Genomic DNA, 24,562 nt, shown 5'->3' on the forward strand with positions numbered 1-24,562 from the left:
CATGATTCCCGGAGAGTACATCCTGCGAGCCGAGCCGGTGACGGTGAACGCGGGGCGGGAGGCGATTGACGTCGTCGTGATTAATACCGGCGACCGGCCCGTGCAGGTGGGCTCGCATTTCCACTTTGCCGAGGCGAACGCGGCCCTGACCTTCGACCGTAAGGCAGCCTACGGCCGGCGCCTGGACATTCCCGCCGGAACCGCCGCACGGTTCGAGCCCGGGGATTCCCGGAACGTGCGGCTCATCGGACTCGCCGGCACCCGTGAGGTATACGGACTGAGCAATGCGGTCAACGGGCCACTCGACGACGGGACACACCTTGAGGACCCAGCCCGGCCGGGTGCCGCAGCAGAAAAGGACGAGCAGTGAGCTTCGAGATGCCCCGCAGGCAGTACGCCGATCTCTACGGCCCGACGACCGGTGACGCCATCCGCCTGGCGGACACCGACCTGTTCCTTGAGATCGAAAAGGACCTCACCGTGTACGGCGAGGAAGTGGTGTTCGGCGGCGGCAAGGTCATCCGGGACGGCATGGGCCAGAACGGCCAGGTGACGAGGGACGGGGACGTCCAAGGGGGAGCCGTTCCGGACACCGTCATCACCAACGCGGTGATTTTGGACTACACCGGAATATACAAGGCCGACGTCGCGATCAAGGACGGCCACATCTTCAAAATTGGCAAGGCCGGCAACCCGCAAATCAGTGATGGCGTGGACATTGTGATCGGTGCAAGCACTGAAATTATTGCCGGCGAACGCAAAATCCTCACGGCCGGAGGAGTGGACACCCACATCCACTTCATCTCCCCCGACCAGATTCCCACCGCGCTGACCAGCGGCATCACCACCATGATCGGCGGCGGCACCGGCCCGGCCGAAGGCACCAAGGCCACCACGGTAACTCCTGGAAAGTGGCACATCCAGCGCATGCTGCAGGCAGCTGAGGGCTTTCCCATGAACATCGGCCTGTTCGGGAAGGGCCACGCATCCGCCGTCGAACCCTTGGCCGAGCAGATCCGCGCCGGCGCCATCGGGCTCAAGGTTCATGAGGACTGGGGCTCCACCACCGCCTCGATCGACACCTCCCTGACAGTGGCAGACGAGTACGACGTCCAGGTGGCCATCCACACGGACACCCTCAACGAGTGCGGATTCGTAGAGGACACCATCCGGGCTATTGGCGGCAGGGTCATCCATACCTTCCACACCGAGGGCGCGGGCGGCGGGCACGCTCCGGACATCATCAAGATCGCCGGGATGCCCAACGTCCTGCCAGCGTCCACCAACCCCACGCTGCCGTACACCCGCAACACCATCGAAGAGCACCTGGACATGCTGATGGTGTGCCACCACCTCAACCCGGACATCCCCGAGGACGTGGCGTTCGCGGATTCCCGGATCCGGGAAGAAACCATTGCGGCCGAGGACGTCCTGCAGGACCTCGGCATCTTCTCCATCACCTCCTCCGACTCGCAGGCGATGGGCCGGGTGGGCGAGGTGATCACCCGCACCTGGCAGGTGGCGGACAAGATGAAGAAGCAGCGTGGAGTGCTTTTGGATGACGACGGCGGTGTCCACGGCGCTGAGGCGGGCTTGGGTCCGGGCAGCGACAACTTCCGCCTCAAGCGCTACGTGGCCAAGTACACCATCAACCCGTCTATCGCGCAGGGCATCGCGGACTCCGTCGGCTCTGTGGAGGTGGGCAAGTTCGCGGACCTGGTGCTGTGGGACCCGGCCTTCTTCGGCGTCAAACCGGAGCTGGTGCTCAAAGGCGGGCAGATCGCCTATGCATTGATGGGCGACGCCAACGCCTCCATCCCCACACCGCAGCCCCGCAGCATGCGGCCCATGTTCGCCACGTTCGGCAAAGCCGTGCAGCAGTGCTCCATCACGTTCCTGTCCGAGGCAGCGATCGACGCCGGCGTCCCGCACGAGTTGGGGCTGGAGAAGGTCATCCGGCCCGTTTCGGGAATCCGCACCCTGACCAAGGCCGACTTGAAGTACAACGACGCCACCCCGGACATCCAGGTGGACCCGGAAACGTACCAGGTAACGGTCGACGGCGAGGACGTCACCTGCGAACCGTCCGACGTGCTCCCCATGGCCCAGCGCTACTTCCTCTTCTAGGAGCCTCTCCGTGATCATTGAAAAAGTCCTCGGCAACCTGCATGAACTGCCAGAGACCGACCTCGCCGCCTATGCCGGCTTGCACCGGGAGAAGGTGGTGCTTCCCAGCGCCCAGCTGGTCAAGCGCATCCAGCGCGCGACGACGGACCACGGCAAGGAGATCGGAATCCGGCTTCCCCCGGGCTCAGGCGACCTGCGCGACGGCGACATCCTGCACGTCGCCGATTCCAACATGATCGTGGTGTCAGTACTGCCCACCGACGTCCTGGTGATCGCTCCGCGGTCGGTCTACGAGATGGGCGTCGTGGCCCACTCGCTCGGCAACCGGCACCTCCAGGCACAGTTCTTCGACTCGTCGTCGGAGTATGAAGCCGAGGTCATGGTATGCGCTTACGACCACACCGTCGAGGACTACCTTCGCCACGTGGGTGCGCCCTACACCCGCCAGGAACGCGTTATGCCTGTACCTTTCCGCCATGCTGAGCACAGCCACTGAGTCTGGCCCCATTCCTGGGGCTTGGGACGCCGCGAGGGATATGGGGCCGTGCCCGTCCCCAGGCGCTCCCAATCCTCGCAAGCTCGGATCGGGGCCCTCGCGGCTGTGGGCCCCCCGCGCGGCCCGCCACGCCGCGGCCCCATATCCCTCGCGTCGCTTGCTTTCCTCACCTTTGGCGGTCGTTCAGTGAGCAACTACCAACTGGCGCTGCAGCAGCTCACCGATTCCGCCTTGCCTACTGGGGCTTTTGCTCACTCTCTTGGGTTTGAGACTTATGTCGATGCTGGGGTCATTTCTGATGAGGGGTCTTTTGGGATTTGGCTCGGTGCTTTTGTTTCGCAGTCGCTTTCTTACTCTGATGGGCTGGCCATTCGGTTTCTTTATGAGGGGATTGATGTTGGGGAGTTGGATTCGCTTTTGTCTGCTTCGCTTTTGCCCCGGCAGGTTCGTGAAGCCAGCGTGAAGATGGGCCTTCGGCTGCTTGAGATCGGTGGGGAGGTCTTTCCCTCGGCTGAGCTGGGACTGTACCGGGACCTGGTGAGCCAGGGTCGCGCCGCCGGGCATCAGCCGCTGGCGTTCGGCGTCGTCGCCCGATCGCTGGGGGTGCCCCTTCAGGAGGCACTCGCCGCCTACCTTTTCGCCACGGTGACGTCGCTGACGCAGAACGCCGTCCGCGCCATCCCGCTCGGCCAAAACGCTGGCCAGCGGCTGCTTCGGCAAGCGGCCGCCGGCGTTGCTGCCGCCGTCGAGCGCATTCCGCACCTGACGCCGGACGACTTCGGTGCTGTCAGCCCCGGACTGGAAATTTCGCAAATGCGGCACGAACGCCAACGTGCCCGGATGTTCATGAGCTAACAGGAGGACAGCATGACGGAACCCATCAAAATCGGCATCGGCGGTCCAGTCGGAGCCGGCAAAACCCAGCTCGTGGAACGGCTCACCCGCCACATGAGCGGCGAGATTTCCATGGCCGCCATCACCAACGACATCTACACCATCGAGGACGCCAAAATCCTGGCCGCCAACGGCATCCTCCCCGTGGACCGGATCATCGGCGTCGAAACCGGCGGTTGCCCGCACACCGCAATCCGCGAAGACACCTCCATGAACACCGCCGCCATCAAGGAACTCAAAGCCCGCCATCCCGACCTGCATGTGATCTTCGTAGAATCCGGCGGGGACAACCTCTCCGCCACCTTCAGCCCCGAACTTGTCGACTTTTCCATCTACATCATCGACGTGGCCCAAGGTGAGAAAATCCCCCGCAAAGCCGGTCAGGGCATGATCAAGTCCGACCTCTTCATCATCAACAAGACCGATTTGGCACCCCATGTTGGAGCAGACCTCAATGTCATGGAAAGGGATTCCAAAGAGTTCCGCGGTGCCAAGCCGTTCTGTTTCACCAACCTCAAAACCGACGAAGGACTCGACAAAGTCATCGATTGGATACGCCACGACGTCCTGATGCTCGACTTGGCGCAGTAGGCATGACTGCCGTGAACCTGCACCAAGGTGACGTACCTGCTGAGGCGGCGAACGGTTCGGCGGTGGGCGCTTCACCGGGGATAAGGGGCCGTGCCCGTCCCCTGGCGCTCCCAATCCTCGCAAGCTCGGATCGGGGCCCTCGCGCCAGTGGGCCCCTCACGAGTGCCGCCACGCCGCGGCCCCTTACCCCCGGCTCCGCTTGCGCTGACGGATCACCGATGGGGGAGCTCGCCTTGCGCATCGAGAAGCGGGCGGGGCGTTCAGTTGCTTCTTATCAGTTCCATGAGGGGGCGCTTCGTGTTTTGCGGCCGCACTATCTTGATGACTCCGGGCAGGTTTGTTATGTCGTGGTGAACCCTGGTGGGGCGTATTTGGGGGCGGACCTCTTTTTGCTGGATGTCGAGGTCGGGGATGACGCTGATCTGTTGTTGACGACGCAGTCGGCTACCAAGGTTTATCGGACTCCTGGGACTTTTGCTGAGCAGCGGATGGTTGTTCGGTTGGGGGAGCGGTCGCGGTTGGAGCTTGTGCCGGACCAGCTCATTGCCTTTCGGGAGGGCAGCTATCGGCAACGGACGCTGGTTACTGTGCGGCCGTCGTCGTCGCTGGTGATGGCGGAAGTGGTGACCCCCGGTTGGTCGCCGGACGGAGCGGCCTTCCGGTACGAGGAAGTGCGGCTGCGGAACGAGGTCCATGTTGAGACGGATGCGGGCAGCCAACTGCTGGCGCGGGACAACCTGCTGATACGGCCGCCGTCGGGGGATGTCACCGGACTGGGGTTCATGGAAGGCTACAGCCACCTCGGTTCCCTCATCGTGGTGGACGCACGGGTGGACCAGGCGCTCGCCGATGAGCTGCACCGCGTCACATCGGCGCACGATGCCCTGACCGGGATCTCGCTGACCCGCACCATAGCGGGAACCACCGCGTTGGTCCTCCGCTCGCTGTCCAACAGCACCGGGGAACTGAATATCCTGCTCGGCGTCTGCACCGCCCGCCTCCGGAAGCTGTGGCACGGGCAGGAACCACTGAACCTGAGGAAGCACTGATGACCGCCATAACGAACATTGCCACCCTCTACCGTTCGCGGGAAGCATTGCCGTTGCGGACCCGCATGCTCTGCATGTTCGGTGCGGTGGCCGCGCTGCACGCTGCCGCCGTCGTACTCTTGCTCTCCGGTAATGCGGGCAGCGGGGGCACCCAGGTACTCACCTGGGGCCTGATCCTCACGGCCTATCTCGCCGGCGTGAAGCACAGCTACGACTGGGACCACATTGCGGCCATCGACAACTCAACGCGCAAGTTCGTAGCACAGCGCAAGGACCCGGTGAGCGTCGGTTTCGCCTTTAGCCTGGGACACTGTTCGGTGGTGACGCTGGCAGGCATTCTGGTGATCGCGGGGGCCGCCGTCATGGGGGAGTTCATGCAGGACGGATCATCGGGCAATCTGGTGCTCGGGCTGATCGGCAGCGGCGTTTCCGGCCTGTTCCTGCTGGCGATGGGCCTGTTCAACGGCTCGGCGTTCGCCCGCTCGGCGCAGGCCTACCGCCGGGCACGGGCCGGAGCGGCGGTTGATCCCCTCGATCTTGAGCCGAAAGGCTTGGTGGCACGGCTGCTCGCCCGCCCGCTATCGAGGGTGCGCCGGCCGTGGAACATCTACGTGATCGGCTTCCTGTTCGGCCTGGGCTTCGACACCGCTACCACTATCGGGCTGCTGAAGATGACGACGGCGGCGTCCCTGGCCGGAGTGCCGACGTTCGCCTTGCTTGCCTTGCCGCTGGCGTTCGCTGCCGCCATGACCCTGTGCGACTCGCTGAACGGGCTGGCTATGATGCGGATGTACCGCTCCGCGTTTAATGACCCGCAGCGGAAACTGGGGTTCAACGCCTTGGTCACAGGCATTTCGGCAGTTTCCGCACTGTTCATAGCGGTGATCACCCTGGGCGGGTTCCTCAACGCCGCCTTCGCGCTGGAGGACCCCCTTACCGTGTGGCTGGGGTCGAATGACCTGGGTGACGCCGGGCTGTTGCTGGTCGCGCTGCTGCTGGCTGTGTGGGGGGCGGCTGCGTTGAAGGGGCGGCTTCAGGGCGCCTCAAGGCACCTGCGCTAGGCAGGTGCAAGCATCCGGTCAGGCGGCCATCGGGCCACTGCTTTTCCGGCGGCCACGGTCCTTCACGCCCGACGCACCCTTCGGGGCGGCAGAAACCTTCGCCTGCTCCAAACCACGTGCTGTGGAGCCCAACGGCACGTGCCCGCCGTCGGGAACTGCACTGTCCGCGTGCAAGTGGACGCCGTGCTCGATCAGGACGCTGGAGCCGATCCGGGAGTGGCTGCCGATGTGCACCCGGTTTCCGATTACCGTTCCCCGGCCGATCCGCACGCCGTCACCGATCACGGCCCGGTCGCCGATGGTGGCATCACGGTCAATCCAACTGCCGTGGCCAATCCGGCACCCGGCGCCGATGCGGGCGCCGTACTCCACATAGGTCATCGGGCCGATGCGTGCGCTTTCGGCCGCGGACGCACCGGGAGCGATCAGGCCGCCGCCGTTGGCATGGCGGACATAGCGGGTGACCTTCCCGGCGTCGTCTTCAACTGAGACATACTTCGCGTTCATGCAATCCCTCGCTCGACTGCGCGGCACTGTCCGCACATTCAGTTAACGGTCCGGAACTCAAATGGATTCCCGGGCATACTGCGGGGTGGGCTAAAGGGCCGCTGACCTGCGCGCAAAGGGACAGTCAAGCCAGGGACGAAGGGCGGCGTTAAGCTACGAGATTGGCGGCGGCGGTGTCCATGTGCGCGCGGATGGTAGTGCGGGCGAGGGAGGCATCACCGGTTTCGATGGCCGCCACGATCTCACGGTGCCGGTCGACGCTCATGTTCTTGACGCCCTTGTCCAGGCCGCCAAACATGATGGACATCCGGATGGAACCTTCCAGCGACTGCCAGGAGTGAAGCAGCGTTTCATTGCCGGTCAGCCGGCACAGGGTCCGGTGGAATTCCATGTCCGATTCGATCCGCTCCTCCAATGATGCATCCTGGGCCGCCTCCATCAGGTCGATGGTCTTGTGGAGGGACTCGATGGCATGGGCGCGGTCCGGGAGTTCGCAGAGGGTGCGCGCGGCCAGGGATTCCAGGGCGGCCCGGACCGCGAAGATGTCGCGGATTTCCTTTTCGTCCAGGTGCCGGACGGAGAGCCTGCCGCGGGGCCCTGCCGAGAGCAGGCCTTCCTGTTCAAGCTGGCGCAGCGCTTCACGCAGGGTTCCCCGGCTGATCTGCAGCATCTCGGACAGTTCGGTTTCCACGAGATGCCGGCCAGGCGCCAGTTCACCGCTGGTGATGGCGGTCCTCAATGCCGAGAGCGCCTGCTCGCGCAGGCTTTTCTTTTGCAGTCCCAGCAGGGGAGCTGTGAGTCCGGCCATGGCGTCTGTCCTCAATGTCAAAAGTCGACTGTTTACACTCGGTGGTAGTTCCGATAGTACGGCAGAAAGCACGGCACCGGGCGGGACCAGTGCCGTGCTTTCTATATCTGCTGACGCCGCGCCTAGCCGAGTTCGGCGAGCACCTTCGCCACGATGCGGTCAACGGCCAGGCCGTAGCGGTCGTGGAGGGTGGGCAGCGCGCCGGCGTCGAGGAACTGGTCGGGGAGCGCAATCGGAACCACGCGCTTTCCCAATCCAGCGGTGACGACGGCGGAGGCGACGGTTTCGAACAGGCCGCCCACCACGCTGTGGTTCTCCAGCGTTACGGCGAGCCGGTCGGTGTTGATCTCGGCAAGGACGGTGGCGGCGTCGAAGGGCTTGATGGTGGGCGTGTGGACGACGGCGACATCCACGTTGTGTGCGGCCAGCGCCTTGGCTGCCTGGAGGGCGCGCATGGTCATCAGGCCTGAGGAGATGAACACGACGTCGTTGCCGCCGCGCAGGACCTTGGCCTTGCCGAGCTCGAACGTGTAGTCGTACTCGTCCAGGACGGTGGGGACGTTGCCGCGGAGCAGGCGCAGGTAGGTGGGCCCGCCGCTGGCTGCCAGCTGCGGGACAGCTTGCTCGATGTCGATCGAGTCGCAGGGGTCCACGATGGTCAGGTTCGGCATGCCGCGGAAAATCGCCATGTCCTCGGTGGCCTGGTGGCTGGGGCCGTACCCGGTGGTCAGGCCGGGAAGGCCGCCTACGATGTTGACGTTCAGGTTGGGCTCGGCCGCATCCAGGCACAGGAAGTCGTAGGCGCGGCGGGCGGCGAACACCGAGTAGGTGGACGCGAAAGGCACCAGCCCCGTTTCCGCCAGGCCGGCCGCGGCACCGAAGAGCAGCTGCTCGGCCATTCCCATCTGGAAGAACCGTTCAGGGAAGGCTTTGGCGAAGATGTGCATGTCCGTGTACTTGCCCAGATCCGCGGTGAGGCCGACGATCTTGTCATTCTCCTGCGCGGCCTTCACCAGCGCATGCCCGAACGGTGCGGACGTTGTCTTCTGGTCCGGGTCGGCGAAGGAGGCAATCATCGCCGAGGTCTTCAGCTTCGGCTTGGCGGCTGTTGCAGTGTCGGGGGCCTCGGTGGTGGTGCTCATGCTGAAGCCTTTCCTTCGTATCCGGCGGTCAGTTGTTCGCGGCAGGTCTGCCATTCGTTTTCTTCGATGCGCATGAAGTGCGCCTTTTCGCGGTCCTCGAGCAGCGGTACGCCGCGGCCCACCTTCGTATCGCACAGGATCACCGAAGGACGTCCGACGGCGGCGGCCTGGGCGGCTGCGTTGTCGAACGCGGCCAACAGAGCGCCGACGTCGTTCCCGTCCACCCGCTGGGTGTACCAGCCGAAGGATTCCCACTTCTCAGTGACCGGCTCGGTGCGCAGCACCGTGTCCGTCTTCCCGTCGGCCTGCAGAGCGTTGATGTCCACCATCGCGGTCAGGTTGCCCAGCTGGTGGTGGTGGGCGCCCATGGCCGCTTCCCAGGTGGAGCCTTCGTCCAGTTCGCCGTCGGAGAGGAAATTGAAGACCCGGGCACCGGAGCCCTGGTAGCGCAGGCCCAGGGCCATGCCGACGGCGATGGTTAGTCCGTGCCCCAGGGAGCCGCCGGAGATTTCCATGCCTGGCGTGTAGGTGGACATCCCGGACATGGGCAGCCGCGAATCGTCAGAGCCGTACGTTTCCAGTTCCTCCACCGGAACAATCCCGGCCTCGGCGAGGGCTGCGTAGTGGCCGATTGCGTAGTGACCCGTGGAGAGCAGGAACCGGTCGCGGGCCTCCCAGTGCGGGTCCTCCGCATGGAACCGCAACTGGTCGCCGTATACCGTGGCCAGCATGTCCGCTGCACCCAGGGCCTGGCCCACGTAGCCCTGGCCCTGCACCTCGCCCATGTTCAGGGCGTGGTGGCGGATCCGGTAGGCGGCGGCGCTGATCTTCGCGATGCGGTCCTGTGTCATCTGGCCCTCTACGGCGCGGTCCTGGACGGTATCTGTTGGCATTGCTGGCTCCGGGTTCGTTTCGTGCGTGACAGTCATTAGACGCTCACCGTGTTGGGGGTGCTTTTGGTGGCTTCCTCGGCAAGCTGGCGTTCTCGCTTGCCCCAGGTTTCGCGGGTGGCCAGGGCTGCCCAGAGGCCGATGGCGGCGTAGAAGCTGAAGAGCAGGGCCGGTCCCATCCAGCCGAGGGCAACAAACAGCAGCGTGGTGATGAAGGGAGTGAACCCGGAGACCATCGCGGAGATCTGGTAGGCCAGCGAGGCGCCGGAGGAGCGGGTCTTGGCTTGGAAAAGCTCCGGGAACCAGGGGCCCTGGGCGCCGGCCAACGAGTTCTGGCAGACGGCGTAGGAGATGGCCACGGTGACGATGATCGCGATGAACATGCCGGTGTTGACGAGCAGGAACATGGGGATCCCGAAGAGGAGGGCGAATGCTGTGGACCAGACGTACAGCGGCCGGCGCCCTATCCGGTCGGTCAGCCGGGCCCAGGCGGCCGTAGCGAAAATACCGATTGCTGACGCGATGCAGAGAGCCACGAGGGTTTCGGCCTTGTTCGCGAGCTGCTCGGTGTGGAGGTAGGAAATCATATAGGTGATGGACACGGCGTAACCGGCAGTCTCGGCGATGCGGAGGCCGATTCCCTTGATGATATTGCGCCAGTCGGTCTTGATGACCTCGACGATGGGCGACTTCACGATGGCGCCGCTCTCCTTGACCTCGTCAAAGACCGGGGACTCGGGGACTTTGGCGCGGATGATCAGACCGACAGCCACCAGCACGATGCTGGCAAGGAAAGGAACGCGCCAGGCAAGCTCGCCACCGAGGTTCACGCTCACCAGGAAGACGAGGTTTGCGAGCAGGAGCCCAACAGGGAAGCCGGCCTGGACGATGCCGGTGTACTTGCCTTTGGATTTCCAGGGTGCGTGCTCGTAGCTCATGAGAATGGCGCCGCCCCATTCAGCGCCGAACGCCAGACCCTGGACGATGCGGACAAACACCAGCAGTGCGGGGGCCAGGAGACCCACCTGCTCGTAGGTCGGCAGCAGACCGATGAGGAAGGTGGCCACACCCATGAGGATCAGCGAGGCCACCAGTACGGGCTTGCGGCCCACCTTGTCCCCGAGGTGTCCACCGATGACTCCGCCGATGGGCCGGGCAGCAAACCCGACGCCGAGAGTAGCGAAAGCGGCAAGGGTGCCGGTGACGGGGTCGCCAGTGGGGAAGAAAGCAGTTCCGAAGTACAGAGCAGCGGCGGTACCGAAACCGATGAAGTCGTAGGTCTCGATGACGGCGCCGACACCCGAGCCGACTGCAACACGCTTTGCGTCCTTGGTGCCATGCACGTGGCCGCGCATTTTGAGAGCTTCATTGCTCATGGTGGTTCCCTTCCGAATAGCGACTAAGGAAAACCTGCCGCTGTCGACTGTTAACGATGGTACCTCCACAGTGTGACCCGCATCATGCATCAATGTCAACAGTCAACTCTGAAGGTTGACTGTTGACACATTTGTTCCATAGTGTGGTCCCCATCACTGCTGCACCTGGGACCGAAGTCCAATGTCGTGCCAACCACCAAGGAGCAATCATGACCACCATCCAACGCACCGCCGTCCTCACCGGGGCAACCTCGGACCGCGGGATCGGCATCACCACCGCCCGCCGCTACGCCAATGAAGGGTGGGCAGTTGTCATCCTGGACCTCGACGGCGAGAAGTCAGCCAAGGTCGCAGCGGACATCGGAAACGAATTCAACGTCCCGGCCTTCGGCCACGAGATCGACGTCGCCAATGAAGCCTCCGTCACCGCCGCCCAGGCTGCAGTCGCCGCCGAGGTCGCCGCCGGCAACCTGCCGCCCGTGGGTGCCCTGGCCAACATCGCCGGAATCACCTCACCGCTTCCGTTCCTTGAAACCACTCTGGAACTTTGGCACAAGGTAATGGACGTCAACGCAACGGGCACCTACCTGGTGACCAAGGCATTCCTGCCGGACATGATCGCCAATGGCTGGGGCCGGATCGTCAACATGTCCTCCGTCTCGGCCCAGCGCGGCGGCGGCGTCTTCGGCAAGGTCCCGTACTCCGCGGCAAAGGCCGCCATCCTCGGCCTCACCAAGGCCCTGGCACGGGAGCTCGGAACCACCGGCGTCACCGTCAACGCCATCACGCCAGGTGCGGTGGACACCAACATCCGCGTGGGCAGCACCGACGAGCAGGAAGCCGCGATCAATGCAGGGATCCCGCTCGGCCGGAATGCGACTACGGAAGAAGTGGCGGCTGTCATCACCTTCCTGTCCTCTGAAGACTCGGCGTACCTCACCGGCACCACCATCGACATCAACGGCGGAAGCCACCTCCACTAACAGGCTGCAGCAGCGAAAGTCCACTGGCATGAGGACGGAGCAGGGCGGCGGGATGAAGCCGTATCGCTACCATGACTGGAGCCGGTTGATTGGAACCCCGGTGGAGGTCCGAAAGGACTTCGAGATTGTGCGGGCCGGCACCGTGGATGATGCCATGGCGGATTCTTCTGCCTTGTGGCTGGCGGCGGACACCCGGGGAGGCAGGGTCCTCTTCACTGCCGCGGAGGGCTATGAGGTGTGGATCCGGCCCCAAAAGCTCAGCGGAAAGTTGTGTTTCAAGATGGCGGCTGCCCAACTGTCGGGGTCCGGTCCGGCCGGGGGATCCCGGTAGGCAGGCAAGTGAAGGGGTGGGCTTCCCGGCGCCCGGTTCCTACACTGGGGTGATGATTACAGTCACCGGAAGTGTGGAAACCAGGTTGCCCGCCGAGCAGGCCTTCGCTTACATGCGCGAGTTCGAAAACACGAGCGAGTGGGACCCCAGCACCCCGGTGATGGACAAGCTGACGCCTGGTCCGGTGGCGGTGGGGCACAGGTATCACGCCGAGTCTGAATTTCGGGGCAAACGCCAGACCCTCGAATACGAGGTCATTGAATTGACGGAGAACCACATCAAGCTCCGGGGCGAAAACAAGACGGTGACAGCGTTCGACTCTATCGACATTAGTCCTGCCCAAGGGGGCTCGGTGGTCAAATACACCGCCGAGTTCAGCATCAAGGGCCCGGCAAAGATCATCCAGCCGCTACTCAAGCCGGCCTTTATGTCGTTGCGCGAGCCCGCGCTGAACGGGATCAGGGACACTTTGAACGCGCGTGCCCTGACCTAAGGCGCCTCCTCCGGGGAGTTTGGGCTGACGGCAAGCCAGACTGCTGTTGGCAAGCCAGACTGCTGTGTCAGAGGCCTTAACGGCGGGGGCGCCGAAGGTGTTCGTGACCCAGCGGAACGGCCCGGCGAACTCCTGGGTGAGCAGGACGCGGGCGAGCGTGGTGTGCGGCGTCGAGCGAAGGTAGCTGTATTTGCCCTTTGCCGTCTGAAGGTCGTCGAAGTTAAGCGGAAGACGCCGGCGGCATTTACAAGCACATCCAGCCGGTCGTGGCGGGACAGGAAATCGGACGCTGCCCCCCGGATTGAGGATTGGACCGAGAGATCACAAGCCAAGGGCTCGAGCCGGGCGTCCGGAACCAGCGTGCTGATGCCTGCCATTGCCGCGTCCGCCCGGTCAATTGAACGTCCAACAACGACGACGGCGGCACCCTCCCGCGCCAGTCCGGCGGCCACCGCTTTACCCAAGCCGCCCGTCGCGCCAGTGACCAGGGCAAGCCGCCCCTCCATGATCCCATTCCTGCCTCCTCAGCACCTTGGAGTGTGTGCCTTGGGGTGGCTCCGCTGCCGGGAGCCCGCCCGGCGCCTTCAGATTACGCCTCCAGCATGGCGGGTCCCACCTCGGTGTTAGGCCAAAATTACGCAGGAAATGAAAGTAGGTAGACTGGTCTACCTACCAACACAAGGAGCGCGTGTGACCCCGTCTGCAGTGCCTACCAGGAAGTCCGCCCGCAATCTGTTGCTTGCAGCCGCAGCACGGCTTTTCTACGCCCAAGGCGTCGGAGCTACGGGCATCGACACCATCACCGCTGAAGCCGGAGTGGCAAAAAAGAGCCTGTACAACAACTTTTCCTCCAAGTCCGAATTGGTGGGTGCATACCTCGAAAACCGGCACGAGGAATGGCTTGGCCTCTACCGATCGCGCGTGGACACCGCGCCCGGACCAAGGGAACGCGTGCTGGCCATCTTTGACGCTTACCTCGATCATGCGCACTTTGCCTATGAACGCGGATTCCGGGGGTGCGGACTGCTGAACGCGGCGGCGGAACTGCCGGCCGGCAGCCCGGGCCGTTCGGCAGTGCGGCGCCACAAGGAGGAAGTCGAAGACCTCCTCGCAGCGCATCTGGCGGAGCTGCTCCCCGGACAGGACGAGCGCGGGACCAGGCTCGCCAGTCATCTGGCCTTCCTGCTCGAAGGCGCCATGGTCCGTGCCGGCCTCGAAGGCGGGGACGCCCGGCTCCTCGAGGGCCGGACCATCGCCGCGCAGATTATGGACGAGCTGTGATGGTTTCGCCCGGCCACATGTCCGGTCCGTTCTGGGGCGCCGTTTTTGTGCTTGCCGCTTCGGTACTCTGGGGCACCACGGGAACGGCCGCCACTTTTGCCCCTGAGGTCAGTCCGTTGGCTATCGGTGCGGTTGCCATGGGAGTCGGCGGGTTGCTGCAGGCTCTGTACGCGGCCTACCCGATCCGCGCGCAATGGCGGCGCCTGTGGGAGGAATGGCCGCTCGTGTCCCTGGGGGCGCTGGCAGTTGCGATATATCCCCTGGCCTTTTACAGCTCGATGCATCTTGCCGGCGTGGCCGTGGGGACTGTGGTTTCCATTGGCTCGGCCCCTTTGGCTGCAGCGGTGATCGAACGCGTTGCCGACCATAAGCCACTTACCTGCCGCTGGTTGGTGGGAGCGCTGCTCGGCGTGGGGGGCGCGGTGTTGTTGTCGTTTGCCGGGCACCGGCCCGACGGCGGCGGCGCGGGTCCCGCTGCCGAGTCATGGTGGACGCCGGCGGGCATAGCCCTGGGCCTGGTTGCCGGCATCACCTACGCCCTCTATTCGTGGGCGGCCCACCGCCTCATCGGCAGCGGCGTTTCTTCCCGGGCCACGATGGGAACAGTCTTCGGGGCGGGCGGGGTGCTGCTGATGCCCGTCCTGTTTTTCACCGGCCGCCCGCTCGTTGAGTCCTGGACGAACTTCACCGTGGGGGCCTACATGGCACTGGTTCCCATGTTTGCAGGGTATGTCCTGTTCGGGTGGGGCCTGGCCCGGGTGCGTGCCAGTACGGCCACGGGTCTTTCCCTGGTGGAGACTGTGGTGGCAGCGGCATTGGCTGTGCTGGTGGTGGGGGAACGGCTGCCGGCGGCGGGCTGGATGGGAGCGGCGACCGTTCTGGCGAGCCTGTTCTTCCTGGTTCCACGTGCTTCAGCACAGGGCCAACAACACCAAGACAACGCAGGGCTACGTCGGCTGCCCTCCACGCCTGCGCCGGCCCACAGGATGCTTGTGCAGAGCGAGGTAGGCGCCGAAAGCCACCAGCAGGAACCCGGTGACAGCGACACCGATGACCTGGCCGCCGACGCCCGCAATGAAAAGCACAAGGCCGAGCAGGCCTGCGGCTGAACCGTAGTAGAAGCCTGCCCTGAACCGGCGTGCGGGGTAGCCGGAGAGCAGCTCCATCGCCAGGTGGGGATCGTCGGCGATCAGCCCGAGCTCCAGCTCCTTGAGGAGCCTCCGCTCCTCCTCGGACATTGGCATTGGACGCCCTTGAATCTAAGTCGGGAGTATCGATATGACCGTAGGATTCTTGACGGGATGCGTCAAGAGTGACGTTCCGGCCAACCGTGGAGGCTTCACAGCTGAGAGGCAGGACGACCTCGGCTTAGGCCTAACGCCGTCGTAATTCCGCGAACTCAAGGGAGGGCACGATGGCGCCGGCGTCCCGCTCCACGAAGTTGGTGCCTGGCGGGACAACGTCATCAATGGCGTCCAGCACGGATTCACCCAGCCGAACTTCGGCCGCCTTCAGATACGCCGCCAAGTGCTCTTCGCTGCGCGGCCCAATGATTACGCTGCTGATGGCCGAATGTGCCAGAGCGAAGCCGATGGAGAGGTCAACCAGCGAAAGCTCCAGCTTGTCCGCCAGCCGGGCCAGGGCATCGGCTGCGTGCAGCTTGCGCTCGCTGGAGGGGCCGGAGATGTCGTATCGGCCGGGAAGCGAGTGCACCCGGGTGGGCGCCTTGCCGGACTCCAGGACAAAGCTGCCGGACAGCCAGCCTCCTGCCAGCGGGCCGTACGCCAGCACGCCGAGGGCATACTGCTGCGCTATGGGGAAAACGTCGCGTTCGTTGGCGCGCACCAGCATCGAGTACGGCACCTGGTTGCCCAGCGGCGGGATCAGATGGTTGGTGGTGGCGAGCCACTGCGCCTCCACCAGCTGCGCCGGCGTGAACACCGAGGTGCCGTAATAGAGGATCTTTCCCTGCCGGATCAGGTCATTGAGGGTGGTGATGGTTTCCAGGACATCCGTGTTGTAGTCCGGCCGGTGCGCCTGGTACAGGTCAATGCGGTCAGTCTGCAACCGGCGCAGGCTGCCTTCCACCGCCTGGGTGATCCACCGCCGGGAGTTGCCGGCATGGGCAGGATTGGGGCTCATCTGGCCGTGGAACTTGGTGGCGAGGAAGACGTCGTCGCGGCGGCCACGGAGTGCCCGGCCTACCACCTGCTCCGACTCACCCTGGGAGTAGACATCGGCGGTATCTATGGCGGTGATGCCCGAGTCCAGCGCGGACTGAATGATCCGGATGCTCTCTTCCGCTCCGGTCGGCGCGCCGTGCACTCCACCGCTGCCCTCGCCGAAGTTCATGGTGCCCAGGGTCAGCGGGCTGATGGGGGTCCCTGATCGCCCGAACACCCGCAGTTCGCTGAGGCTCATTTCCGGTCTCCTCCGATTTGTGCGGCACGTTGCTCCCAATGCGTGCCCTCGATCGTCCCGAGGCTACACAGATTCGCCTTACTCCGGCGGATTCCCGCCGCAGGGCTTCTCTTTTCGACTTCCGGAGTAACGCAGGGCCCCGGTATGACGTTTTGTGGAGCACTGAGGCGCAGGAAGAAGCGGACTCTGAACCGCTGAAACGGGTTGCTCCAGTTTCGCCTCTGCGCCGCCCTGCAATAATCTGAACCAACGGTTGTGCGCGGGGGTGCAGACGCCCGGTGCAACAGGCAGCACTGTAAGTTCGGGCCACATCACACCAGACGAGGCGGACACGCATGACGGCTTCAGACCAGCAGCACCCACAGGGATCGCAGACACCCTCGGATACGCCGGGCTTTCAACCCGCTGCCCGCCAAGCTACTGCCGCGACCGTGGACCCGCACCTCCTTCAGCAACTGGCGGACGTCCACGGAGTGGGCACGTCCTTCCAGGGCTGGGACGGGCTGCCACACCATGTTGCCGAAGAAACCCTGATCAAGGTGCTGGCCTCCCTGGGGGTGCAGGCCCACACCAATGAGCTCATCGAGGCGGCACTTGCGGAAGCGGAACTGGCTCCGTGGCGGCGGATGCTGCCTCCCGCCGTCGTGATCCAGCAGGGCGAGCCGGCGCAGGTCCCGGTCCATGTGCGCGACGACGCCACCGCCCAGGTGAGCATCCTGCTTGAAGGCGGTGCGGGGACAAGGGATGCCCTTCACCAGGACCTCCGGGTTCAGCCCCGGGACGTCGACGGCGTATCAACCAGGCGTGCCACCTTCGCCCTTCCACAGGACCTGCCGCTGGGCTGGCACACGCTGCACGCAGAATCAGAAGGTGCCACGGCGTCCGGCACCCTGGTGGTGGTGCCCGCGCGGCTGACCACCGCCGCGCCACTGGAAGAGCGCCGCGGCTGGGGGCTGGCCACCCAGCTGTACTCCGTGCGCTCAAGGCGGTCATGGGGCATCGGTGATTTCTCCGACCTGGCTGACCTTGGCGCGCTGAGCGCAGCCCGCGGGGCCGACTACATTCTGGTCAATCCGCTCCACGCCGCCGAGCCGGTTCCGCCTGTGCAGCCCTCGCCGTACTCGCCGTCCACCCGGCGGTTCTTCAACCCGTTGTACATCCGCGTCGAGGCCATTTCCGAGCTCGCGTACCTTAAGCCGCGCAAGCGTGCCGCCGTGGAGAAGCTTCGCGAGGAAGTAGCTGCCCTGAACAAGGAGGGCGCCCGGCTGGACCGCGATTCGGTCTACGCCGCCAAGCTCCAGGCCCTGGAGATGCTCTATCACACGCGCCGGTCGCCGGCCCGGCAGGCGGCCTTCGATGAGTTTTGTCGCATCTCCGGCCAGGGGTTGGACGACTTTGCCCTGTGGTCCGCCATCCGCGAGGACCTGCCGGCCGGGGATCCCTTCTGGTCGGACCCTGCCGGCGCCCTTGGTACACCGCAGACCGAGGCACTCAGGGAAAAGCTTCAGGACCGGATCGGGTTCTACCGTTGGCTGCAGTGGATTTGCGACGAACAGCTTGAGAACGCGCAGAAGGCTGCGTTGCGGTCCGGCATGCGGCTCGGCGTAGTCCACGACCTCGCCGTCGGGGTGGACCACAGCAGCGCCGACGCCTGGACACTCCGCGACGTGCTGGCTCCCGGCACCAGCGTCGGCGCCCCGCCGGACATGTACAACCAGCAGGGCCAGGACTGGGGCCAGCCGCCATGGCATCCGGCCCGGCTTGCAGAGGCCGGCTACATTCCATTCCGCGACATGCTGGCCACCGTGCTGCGGCATGCGGGCGGTGTACGGGTGGACCACATCCTGGGCCTGTTCCGGCTCTGGTGGATCCCGTCAGGCAATTCCCCGGGCGATGGCGCCTACGTGCGCTACGACCATGAAGCCCTGATCGGCATCCTCGCCCTTGAGGGGCAGCGTGCCGGCGCCGTGGTGATCGGCGAGGACCTCGGCACTTTCGAGCCCTGGGTCCGTGACTATCTCGCTGCCCGCGGCATCCTGGGGACGTCCATCCTTTGGTTCGAGTACGACGGCGATTCGCCCCTTGCGCCCGAAAAGTACCGCACGCAGGCACTCGCCAGCGTGAACACCCACGACCTTCCACCCACCGCCGGGTACCTTGCCGGCGACCATGTGGCACTGCGTGGCGGCCTCGGCCTCCTTGAGCGTTCCGAGGCGGAGGAACGGGCCGAGCACAACGCCTCGCTGGAGAAGATGCTGGCCCTGGTGCGCGAGCGCGGCTACCTGCCCGAGGATGTTTCCGGTGGTCCGGGGGCCAGTGAAGAACGGACCATCGAGGCCCTGCACCTGCTGCTGGCGCAGGCGCCGTCGGTGCTGCTTGGTGTCGCCCTGGTTGACGCAGTGGGGGAACGACGGGTCCAGAACCAGCCCGGCACCACCGAAGCGGTGTACCCGAACTGGCAGGTTCCGTTGGGCGGGCCGGACGGCAAGCCGGTGTTCCTGGATGATCTTCCCGCCAATGCACGGTTCAACTCGCTGCTGGCGGCGGTGGAGGAGGCCCTGCGCGGGTAAGCTGCGCGGCCAGGTTAACAGGCAGGAGGCGACGATGGGTGAGGGACCAGTACTGGTGGTAGGCGGCACCGGCATGCTGGGCGGCCAGGTGGTGACAGAGCTGCTGAACCGGGGAAAACAGGTGCGTGCCTTGGTACGCCCCGGCTCGGATGCTTCCCGCCTGGAGTCTGCGGGGGTGGAGGTTGCCCGCGGCGACATGATGGATCCGGAGTCGCTGCGGCGGGCCATGGCTGGGGTGGATGCCGTGGTCACCACCGCCGCCGGGTACACCCGCCACCGCAAGGGCGATACCCCGGAGACCGACACGGTCGGCAACGCGAACCTCGCTGAAGCTGCCAAACGCGCCGGGGTCCGCCGGTTTGTCCTCACCAGCATCCTGACGTGCGACCAGACGCCCCGCGTCCCGCATTTCTGGCATAAGAGACTTATGGAAGACCGGCTCCAGGCACTGGACTTGCCGTTTGTCGCCTTGCGGCCAGGGGCTTTCCTGGACCAGGTGACCCGGTTCGGTGGAGACCCGATCAGCAAACACAAGGTGATGTGGCTCGGCTCGGCCGGAATCCCGCTAACCTTTGCGCTCACGCCGGATGTCGCCGGATACCTGGCCGCCGCCGTGGATGCCCCGGGAGTGGAGGGCCAGCGCATCGATATCGGCTGGGACAGGCCCATCGCCATGCAGGAGTTTGCCGACCTCGCCGAGCAGCTGACAGGTGCGGAAGTCCGTGTTCGGCCCGTTCCCCTCCGTGTCCTGCGAATGGCCGGGACGCTGCTGGGGCCGGTCAACCCCATGGCCAAGGATACGGCTGCCATGATCGCGTGGTTCCAGACTGGCCGGTACGTGGCTGACACCACCCGGCAGCGGGAAGTGTTTGGGACGCCGCCCACCGCGGAGGACGCGGTACGGCGGCTGGTCACCAGCCTCGGGCACGCTGTCCGAAGCTAGGCTCTCCTCCGGCGGGTACCCCAACAACACCAGGGCCACCGGCCGCCTCTCCCGTTCGGAGTGGTGCCCGGTGGCCCTTCCATGCGGCAGCAGGACGCTTCAGTCCGCCGTTAGCACGTGCGTGAAGTGGTCGTAGCGGAAGGTGACCGCTCCGCCGTCGTGCTCAAACGGGATGTCGGCACCAGGGCTGGCCCCGCCCGCACCGTAGCTGACGCCCCAGGACCGGTCCAGGGCGGCTTTGAAGGCGTAGGTGCCGGCGGGCAGGTCCGGTACGGACAGCTTCCACACGAGGTCAGCCGGATCCAGCACCAGTTGAGCCTGGTCGCACGCCGGCTCCCAGTCCGTTGCACAGCCGAGTTCGCTGTTCATGCTCCCGGGGGCGGATACTGCGCCCGGCTGCTGCGATGCATACACTGCGCTGATCACATGCGTGCTGTTGTCGTAGCGGAACGTGACTGAACCGCCGGGGTGGTCCAGCACGAGGTTGGGTCCATTGGCCTCGCCCCCGGCCCCGTAGTTCGCGTTCCAGCCGCCGTTGAGCGCAGCCTTGTACTCGTACTGCCCGGCTGGAAGGTCAACAGTAAGGCGCCAGATCTTGTCCGCCGGGTCCAGGGTCATCATGGCCTGGGTGCAGGCCGGATCCCACACGGCGGCGCAGCCCACCGCCTGGTTGAAGGACCCAACTGCTGTCACCGAACGAGGCTGCGGTGCCTCGCCCACGGTTACCGTCCGGACGTTGCTGGTGACTTTGTAGCCAGGGCCATCCATGGTGGCGCGGTACTGCACCTGGTCACCGTCCGCCAGTCCGGCCAGGTCGTCCTTGACCGAGTACACCGGGGACGAATCGTCCGTTCCCACCGGCGTCCACTCGCCGCCAGCCACGCTGCGCTCAAAAGACACCTCATGGCTGGCCTTTTCCGGGTCCGCCGTGGCGCTGAGTTCCAGCGGGCCTTCCACGTTGCTGCCCTCGACGGGCTTCTGCAGGGTGAGGATCGGCGCCGGAACCGCTGCGGTGCGGGAAGGTGACGTTGCGGTGTGCCGTCCGTTGTCCAGGACGGTGGCGCGGTAGTCCACGGCTGTACCGGCATCCAATGCCGCAACGTCGTGGAACACCTGGTACGGCGCTGTGTCGTCGGTGCCGATAGGCTGCCACGTTCCGCCTGCCGTCTTTGCTTCGAAGGTGACCTCGTAGAACGAGGAACCGCCGACGTCGGCCGTCACCCTAAGGCGTCCGTTGTCACCTTGCGCCGTTGCCGGCGCCTGGAGGACGACTGCGGGCGCCGCCTTGGAGTGCGGAATCCGGCCCGACGACTGGTAGACCACAGCGGAAAGCGGCGGGACGGTGACGGACAGCTTGCCGTCAGCAGAGGTCTTAGCCTCATCCGCGCCCTCGCCGTAGACGCGGGTGTAATTGCGCTTGGCGATGTAGGTGGGCACCTCCGCGGTCTGTGCCTGCTCACTGTTGTTCAGCGCCACCACGTACTCGCGCTGGTCCTCGGCGTCCGTGCGGGAGAAGGCGTAGACGCCTTGCCCGTCGGAGGCGTAGCGGTGCTGGTGGGCGCCGTCACGCAGGGCAGGATGCTCCTTGGTCAGGCTGGCGAGCTGGCTGATCTTCGAGTACAGCGGGTGCGTGGTGTTGAAGTTGTCCGTGGCGTGGCTGGCATCGGTGCCCAGCAGGTCGTCGTTCAGGTATTCCTTCACCTGGCTGGCGAAGAGCGTCTGCCGGGCGTCCTGGTCCCCGCCAGGGCCGGTGAAGCCCTGCTCGTCGCCGTAGTAGATCACCGGGTTGCCGCGGGAAAAGTACATCAGCTCGTGGGCCAGCTGATCGCGGGCCACCTGCTCGGCGTCCGTGGAACCGGGATTATCGGCGGCGATGAAGCTGCCGATGCGGCCCATGTCATGGTTCCCCAGGAACGTAGGAAGCTGGTAGACGTTGGAATCGGCGTCGGTGTACCAGTCGTCACCCGCGAAGAAGGTTTCCAGCATGGTGGCGTCCTGGCCCTTGGAGGCGAAGTTGCGGGCAGCATCCTGGAACGGGAAGTCCAGCACTGCCTGCATGCTGTTCCGGGTGGTGAACTGCGAGGTAAAGCTCTTCGTGGTGTCGAAGACTTCGCCGAACATAAAGAACTCGTCTTTGCCCTGTTCCTTGGCGTAGCTGAGGACGTCCGGGCCGAAGTCCTGCCAGAACTCGTTGTTGACGTGCTTCATGGTGTCGATCCGGAAGCCGTCCACGCCGAAGTTTTTGATCCAGGCCTTGTAGATGTCCTTCATTCCGTCCACCACCGTGGGATGCTCGGTGAAAAGGTCATCGAGGCCGAAGAAGTCACCGTAGTAAGCGTCCTCGCCCGCGAAGGTGGTGTCACCGCGGTTGTGATAGAGGGAGGGATCGTTGAGCCAATCCGGTACCTTCAGGTCTTCTTCGCCCGGTTCGAGGACGGGCTTGTAAGGGAAGGATGTTGCGGGGTCGAGTTCCGGGAAACTGTCCGAACCGGCATAGTCCCGGTCGTCGAATGTCTCACCCCCTGCGGTCTTGTACGGCACTTCATCCTTGGAGGTGTATCCCCTGCGTGCGGCTCCGTCATAGCCAATGACGTCCGCGGTGTGGTTCGTGATGATGTCGAAGTACACCTTCATGCCGCGGCTGTGGGCCTCATCGATCAGGGCCTTGAGTTCGGCGTTAGTGCCCAGGTGGGGATCGATCTGCGTGAAGTCCGTGATCCAGTAGCCGTGGTATCCCGCGGACTTGTCCTCCGGCTGCACCGCCTTGTTTTTAAAGCTCGGGGTGAGCCAGATGGAGGTTGTGCCCAGGCCCTGGATGTAGTCGATCTTGTCGAGGAGGCCTGCGAGGTCCCCGCCGTTGTAGAAGCCCTTTTGGGTGGGATCGAAGCCGGACACCATAGGGTCGTGGCTTAACCCGCCGTGGTCATTGGCCGTGCTCCCGTTGCTGAACCGGTCGGCCATCACGAAGTAGAAATTCTCGTCCGTCACGGGTGCGCGCAGGCTGTGAAGGGCTGACGCCGAAGTCGGGTTTTTGGTGCCCGGGTCCTTCGTGCCCGGGGCAGCCTGGGCGGGATGAATCGACGCCGAAACGGCGACGGCCGCTGCCAGCAGCGCAACGGCAGTACGCGCTGCCGTTGTTCGGACGTTGGTATTGAGTCCCGTGGTGTGAGGCGGGGTAGCGGCGGTTGTTTTCGTGTTTGTTCCGGGATCTCTTCTGGAGCTGCTCGTGGCGTGTATTTTCACGCCTTTTCGATCGCTTGGGGAAGCGCTGGCGAGGGTGCGGAATTTCAAGGCAGGAGACCTTTCCTGTTAGCGGCGCTGCTGTGCAGGCGTGCCCGGGGCAAGGGTTCGGTGGGGCTGCCCGGTCTGCAATCCAGCCAGGGCAGTCTGTGAACCAAGTCACAACTGTAAGCGCTTGCACCGAATAACTCCAGCGTTTAGGAAAGGTGCCTGTCCGCTGCTTGATGGCCTTGTTCGGCGGTCCGAAGGCCTATCCGGCGGGTGCCGGGGCCTATCCTCCGGGGACCAAGGCTGTGGGGGAGGGCGTTTCAAGGTTGTGAACCACCGGGCCGGGTAGGCCCGTGACGGGGTCCAGCTCAAACGTTGCTATGTTGTCCGACCGCTCATGGGCCACGTGGAGCCACCGGCCGCTGACCAGGTGATGCCGCGGCCAGTCCCCTCCGCTGGGGAAGTCCGCGACCGGCACGAGTTCCGTCCCGGCGGCTCCGACCTCCAGCACGCTTACCAGGTTGGAGCCGCGCACGCCCACGTACACGTGCCTGCCCCCTTCGCCGAGGCTGATTTCCGCAGCTGAGTCGTCCGGCAGGCTGCCGCCGGAAGTGGCCGGTCCCCGGAAAACAAGCTCGAACGTACCGGCTTCCGGCCTGACGACGAAGACCTCAACCGAGTATTCAGAAACCACAAAAACGCTGCCGCTGGCGTGCTGTACCAAGTGGCGCGGACCGGACTCGAAGGGGAGGGCCACCTCATGGTCGGCAATCAGGCCCGACCCGGGCACGTACTTCCAGATCCGGAGGGTGTCGTGGCCCAGGTCCGTCGTCATGATGCGCCCGTCCTGAAGCATCAGACTCGCGTGGGCGCGGCTCTGCCGGAGCTCGCCCGGAGTCTGGCTGGCGTGCGGGTCTACCGATGGCAGCGCGGGAAACCGTGCAGTGATGCCGCCGTCGGAATCCAGTTCGTACAGCAGGACCTGGCCGTCGCCCCAGCATGCGGCGGTGAGAAAGCGACCCTGCGGGTCCACCGCCACGTGGCAGGTGGCTTCTCCCGAGGGTTGCGGATCGCCGAGAGGCTCCAGCCCATGATTACCCGTGCGCCGAAAGGCCCGGACCATCTTGCGTTGCTCGGCCACTGCATACACCACGGGCACGGTGGGGTGGATGGCAACGAACGACGGCGAATCGGTCTTGGCCGCCGTGCCCAACCATTCGAGCGATCCGTCAGGGTGTGCGGACAGTGCGCCGATTCCCTCCGCGCGTCCGCCGCCGTCGGGCGTGTAGGTGCCGGTCCAAATTAGTGGGTACGGGGCAGCGGAAGTCATAGGTCCATCCTGCCAAGAAAAGCCCCCAAAACCGGGGAATT

23 protein-coding genes and 1 pseudogene are annotated in these 24,562 nt (G+C 64.9%); 14 read left to right on the forward strand and 10 right to left on the reverse strand.

The window, feature by feature from the left end; translation table 11 throughout:
- Position 1 precedes the first annotated feature (1 nt).
- From AC50X7_RS15830 to AC50X7_RS15860, 7 genes are all read left to right on the forward strand, one after another.
- Positions 2 to 370 carry an urease subunit beta gene (locus AC50X7_RS15830; protein WP_494979894.1) on the forward strand — a complete coding sequence of 123 codons (369 nt, stop codon included), beginning with the start codon at positions 2 to 4 and terminating at the stop codon, positions 368 to 370.
- Positions 367 to 2,127, forward strand: a complete 1,761-nt coding sequence (ureC, locus tag AC50X7_RS15835) for an urease subunit alpha (protein WP_494979895.1) — start codon at positions 367 to 369, stop codon at positions 2,125 to 2,127. The genes AC50X7_RS15830 and ureC overlap by 4 nt, the downstream gene beginning before the upstream one ends.
- A gap of 10 nt (positions 2,128 to 2,137) precedes the next feature.
- Positions 2,138 to 2,623, forward strand: a complete 486-nt coding sequence (gene ureE, locus AC50X7_RS15840) for an urease accessory protein UreE (RefSeq protein WP_307097019.1) — start codon at positions 2,138 to 2,140, stop codon at positions 2,621 to 2,623.
- Between the two features lie 186 nt (positions 2,624 to 2,809).
- Positions 2,810 to 3,478 (forward strand): urease accessory protein UreF, encoded by a 669-nt coding sequence (locus AC50X7_RS15845; RefSeq protein ID WP_494979896.1) that lies wholly within the window; start codon positions 2,810 to 2,812, stop codon positions 3,476 to 3,478.
- A 12-nt stretch (positions 3,479 to 3,490) separates the two neighbouring features.
- Positions 3,491 to 4,108, forward strand: coding sequence for an urease accessory protein UreG (ureG, locus tag AC50X7_RS15850; protein WP_494979897.1), 618 nt, complete (start codon positions 3,491 to 3,493; stop codon positions 4,106 to 4,108).
- 218 nt (positions 4,109 to 4,326) lie between these two features.
- Positions 4,327 to 5,157 carry an urease accessory protein UreD gene (locus AC50X7_RS15855; protein WP_494979898.1) on the forward strand — a complete coding sequence of 277 codons (831 nt, stop codon included), beginning with the start codon at positions 4,327 to 4,329 and terminating at the stop codon, positions 5,155 to 5,157.
- Positions 5,157 to 6,218: a HoxN/HupN/NixA family nickel/cobalt transporter gene (locus AC50X7_RS15860; RefSeq protein ID WP_494979899.1), complete on the forward strand. Its 1,062-nt coding sequence runs from the start codon at positions 5,157 to 5,159 to the stop codon at positions 6,216 to 6,218. Before AC50X7_RS15855 ends, AC50X7_RS15860 begins: the two co-directional genes overlap by 1 nt.
- Before the next feature lie 18 nt (positions 6,219 to 6,236).
- Here the strand turns inward: AC50X7_RS15860 and AC50X7_RS15865 are convergent, their stop codons facing one another.
- From AC50X7_RS15865 to AC50X7_RS15885, 5 genes are all read right to left on the reverse strand, one after another.
- Positions 6,237 to 6,725, reverse strand: coding sequence for a transferase (locus AC50X7_RS15865; RefSeq protein WP_494979900.1), 489 nt, complete (start codon positions 6,723 to 6,725; stop codon positions 6,237 to 6,239).
- A 148-nt stretch (positions 6,726 to 6,873) separates the two neighbouring features.
- Positions 6,874 to 7,533: a GntR family transcriptional regulator gene (locus tag AC50X7_RS15870; RefSeq protein ID WP_307097910.1), complete on the reverse strand. Its 660-nt coding sequence runs from the start codon at positions 7,531 to 7,533 to the stop codon at positions 6,874 to 6,876.
- Positions 7,534 to 7,655: 122 nt separating this feature from the next.
- Positions 7,656 to 8,675, reverse strand: a complete 1,020-nt coding sequence (locus tag AC50X7_RS15875) for a transketolase family protein (RefSeq protein ID WP_494979901.1) — start codon at positions 8,673 to 8,675, stop codon at positions 7,656 to 7,658.
- Complete coding sequence (locus AC50X7_RS15880; protein WP_494979902.1) at positions 8,672 to 9,568, reverse strand: transketolase; 897 nt, start codon at positions 9,566 to 9,568, stop codon at positions 8,672 to 8,674. Before AC50X7_RS15880 ends, AC50X7_RS15875 begins: the two co-directional genes overlap by 4 nt.
- 35 nt (positions 9,569 to 9,603) lie before the next feature.
- Positions 9,604 to 10,941, reverse strand: a complete 1,338-nt coding sequence (locus AC50X7_RS15885) for an MFS transporter (protein WP_494979903.1) — start codon at positions 10,939 to 10,941, stop codon at positions 9,604 to 9,606.
- Between the two features lie 209 nt (positions 10,942 to 11,150).
- Between AC50X7_RS15885 and AC50X7_RS15890 the strand changes: the two genes are divergently transcribed.
- From AC50X7_RS15890 to AC50X7_RS15900, 3 genes are read left to right on the forward strand one after another with little or no spacing between them, the layout of a single operon-like run.
- Complete coding sequence (locus AC50X7_RS15890) at positions 11,151 to 11,924, forward strand: SDR family NAD(P)-dependent oxidoreductase (protein WP_494979904.1); 774 nt, start codon at positions 11,151 to 11,153, stop codon at positions 11,922 to 11,924.
- Positions 11,925 to 11,952: 28 nt separating this feature from the next.
- Positions 11,953 to 12,255 (forward strand): hypothetical protein, encoded by a 303-nt coding sequence (locus tag AC50X7_RS15895; protein ID WP_494979905.1) that lies wholly within the window; start codon positions 11,953 to 11,955, stop codon positions 12,253 to 12,255.
- 52 nt (positions 12,256 to 12,307) lie between these two features.
- Positions 12,308 to 12,748, forward strand: coding sequence for an SRPBCC family protein (locus AC50X7_RS15900; RefSeq protein WP_494979906.1), 441 nt, complete (start codon positions 12,308 to 12,310; stop codon positions 12,746 to 12,748).
- Here AC50X7_RS15900 and AC50X7_RS15905 read toward each other — a convergent pair.
- Positions 12,745 to 13,254: an SDR family NAD(P)-dependent oxidoreductase gene (locus tag AC50X7_RS15905; RefSeq protein ID WP_494979907.1), complete on the reverse strand. Its 510-nt coding sequence runs from the start codon at positions 13,252 to 13,254 to the stop codon at positions 12,745 to 12,747. The genes AC50X7_RS15900 and AC50X7_RS15905 overlap by 4 nt on opposite strands.
- Before the next feature lie 184 nt (positions 13,255 to 13,438).
- Here AC50X7_RS15905 and AC50X7_RS15910 point away from each other — a divergent pair, with 184 nt between their 5' ends.
- Entirely contained in the window at positions 13,439 to 14,029 is a 591-nt protein-coding gene (locus AC50X7_RS15910) for a TetR/AcrR family transcriptional regulator (RefSeq protein ID WP_494979908.1), read from the forward strand.
- Positions 14,029 to 15,138, forward strand: coding sequence for a DMT family transporter (locus tag AC50X7_RS15915; RefSeq protein WP_494979935.1), 1,110 nt, complete (start codon positions 14,029 to 14,031; stop codon positions 15,136 to 15,138). The genes AC50X7_RS15910 and AC50X7_RS15915 overlap by 1 nt, the downstream gene beginning before the upstream one ends.
- Here the strand turns inward: AC50X7_RS15915 and AC50X7_RS15920 are convergent.
- Together AC50X7_RS15920 and AC50X7_RS15925 are read right to left on the reverse strand one after the other, a co-directional pair.
- A pseudogene (locus AC50X7_RS15920) lies at positions 15,094 to 15,273 on the reverse strand (DUF3040 domain-containing protein); the annotation flags it as partial. The gene AC50X7_RS15915 and the pseudogene AC50X7_RS15920 sit on opposite strands and share 45 nt — an antisense overlap.
- A gap of 130 nt (positions 15,274 to 15,403) precedes the next feature.
- Positions 15,404 to 16,450 carry an aldo/keto reductase gene (locus tag AC50X7_RS15925; protein ID WP_494979909.1) on the reverse strand — a complete coding sequence of 349 codons (1,047 nt, stop codon included), beginning with the start codon at positions 16,448 to 16,450 and terminating at the stop codon, positions 15,404 to 15,406.
- Between the two features lie 335 nt (positions 16,451 to 16,785).
- Here AC50X7_RS15925 and malQ point away from each other — a divergent pair, with 335 nt between their 5' ends.
- Positions 16,786 to 19,020: a 4-alpha-glucanotransferase gene (gene malQ / locus AC50X7_RS15930; RefSeq protein WP_494979910.1), complete on the forward strand. Its 2,235-nt coding sequence runs from the start codon at positions 16,786 to 16,788 to the stop codon at positions 19,018 to 19,020.
- Positions 19,021 to 19,054: 34 nt separating this feature from the next.
- A complete protein-coding gene (locus AC50X7_RS15935) occupies positions 19,055 to 19,963 on the forward strand; it encodes an SDR family oxidoreductase (RefSeq protein ID WP_494979911.1) in 909 nt (302 codons plus the stop codon).
- Positions 19,964 to 20,062: 99 nt separating this feature from the next.
- On the opposite strand, the gene AC50X7_RS15940 is transcribed toward AC50X7_RS15935, so the two are convergent.
- The gene (locus AC50X7_RS15940; RefSeq protein WP_494979912.1) at positions 20,063 to 22,951 is read right to left on the reverse strand and encodes an alpha-amylase family glycosyl hydrolase; all 2,889 of its coding nucleotides are present in this window, start codon (positions 22,949 to 22,951) and stop codon (positions 20,063 to 20,065) included.
- A 523-nt stretch (positions 22,952 to 23,474) separates the two neighbouring features.
- Complete coding sequence (locus AC50X7_RS15945) at positions 23,475 to 24,521, reverse strand: lactonase family protein (RefSeq protein ID WP_494979913.1); 1,047 nt, start codon at positions 24,519 to 24,521, stop codon at positions 23,475 to 23,477.
- Between the last annotated feature and the right edge of the window lie 41 nt (positions 24,522 to 24,562).

This window comes from Pseudarthrobacter sp. Hb11 (assembly GCF_059383655.1).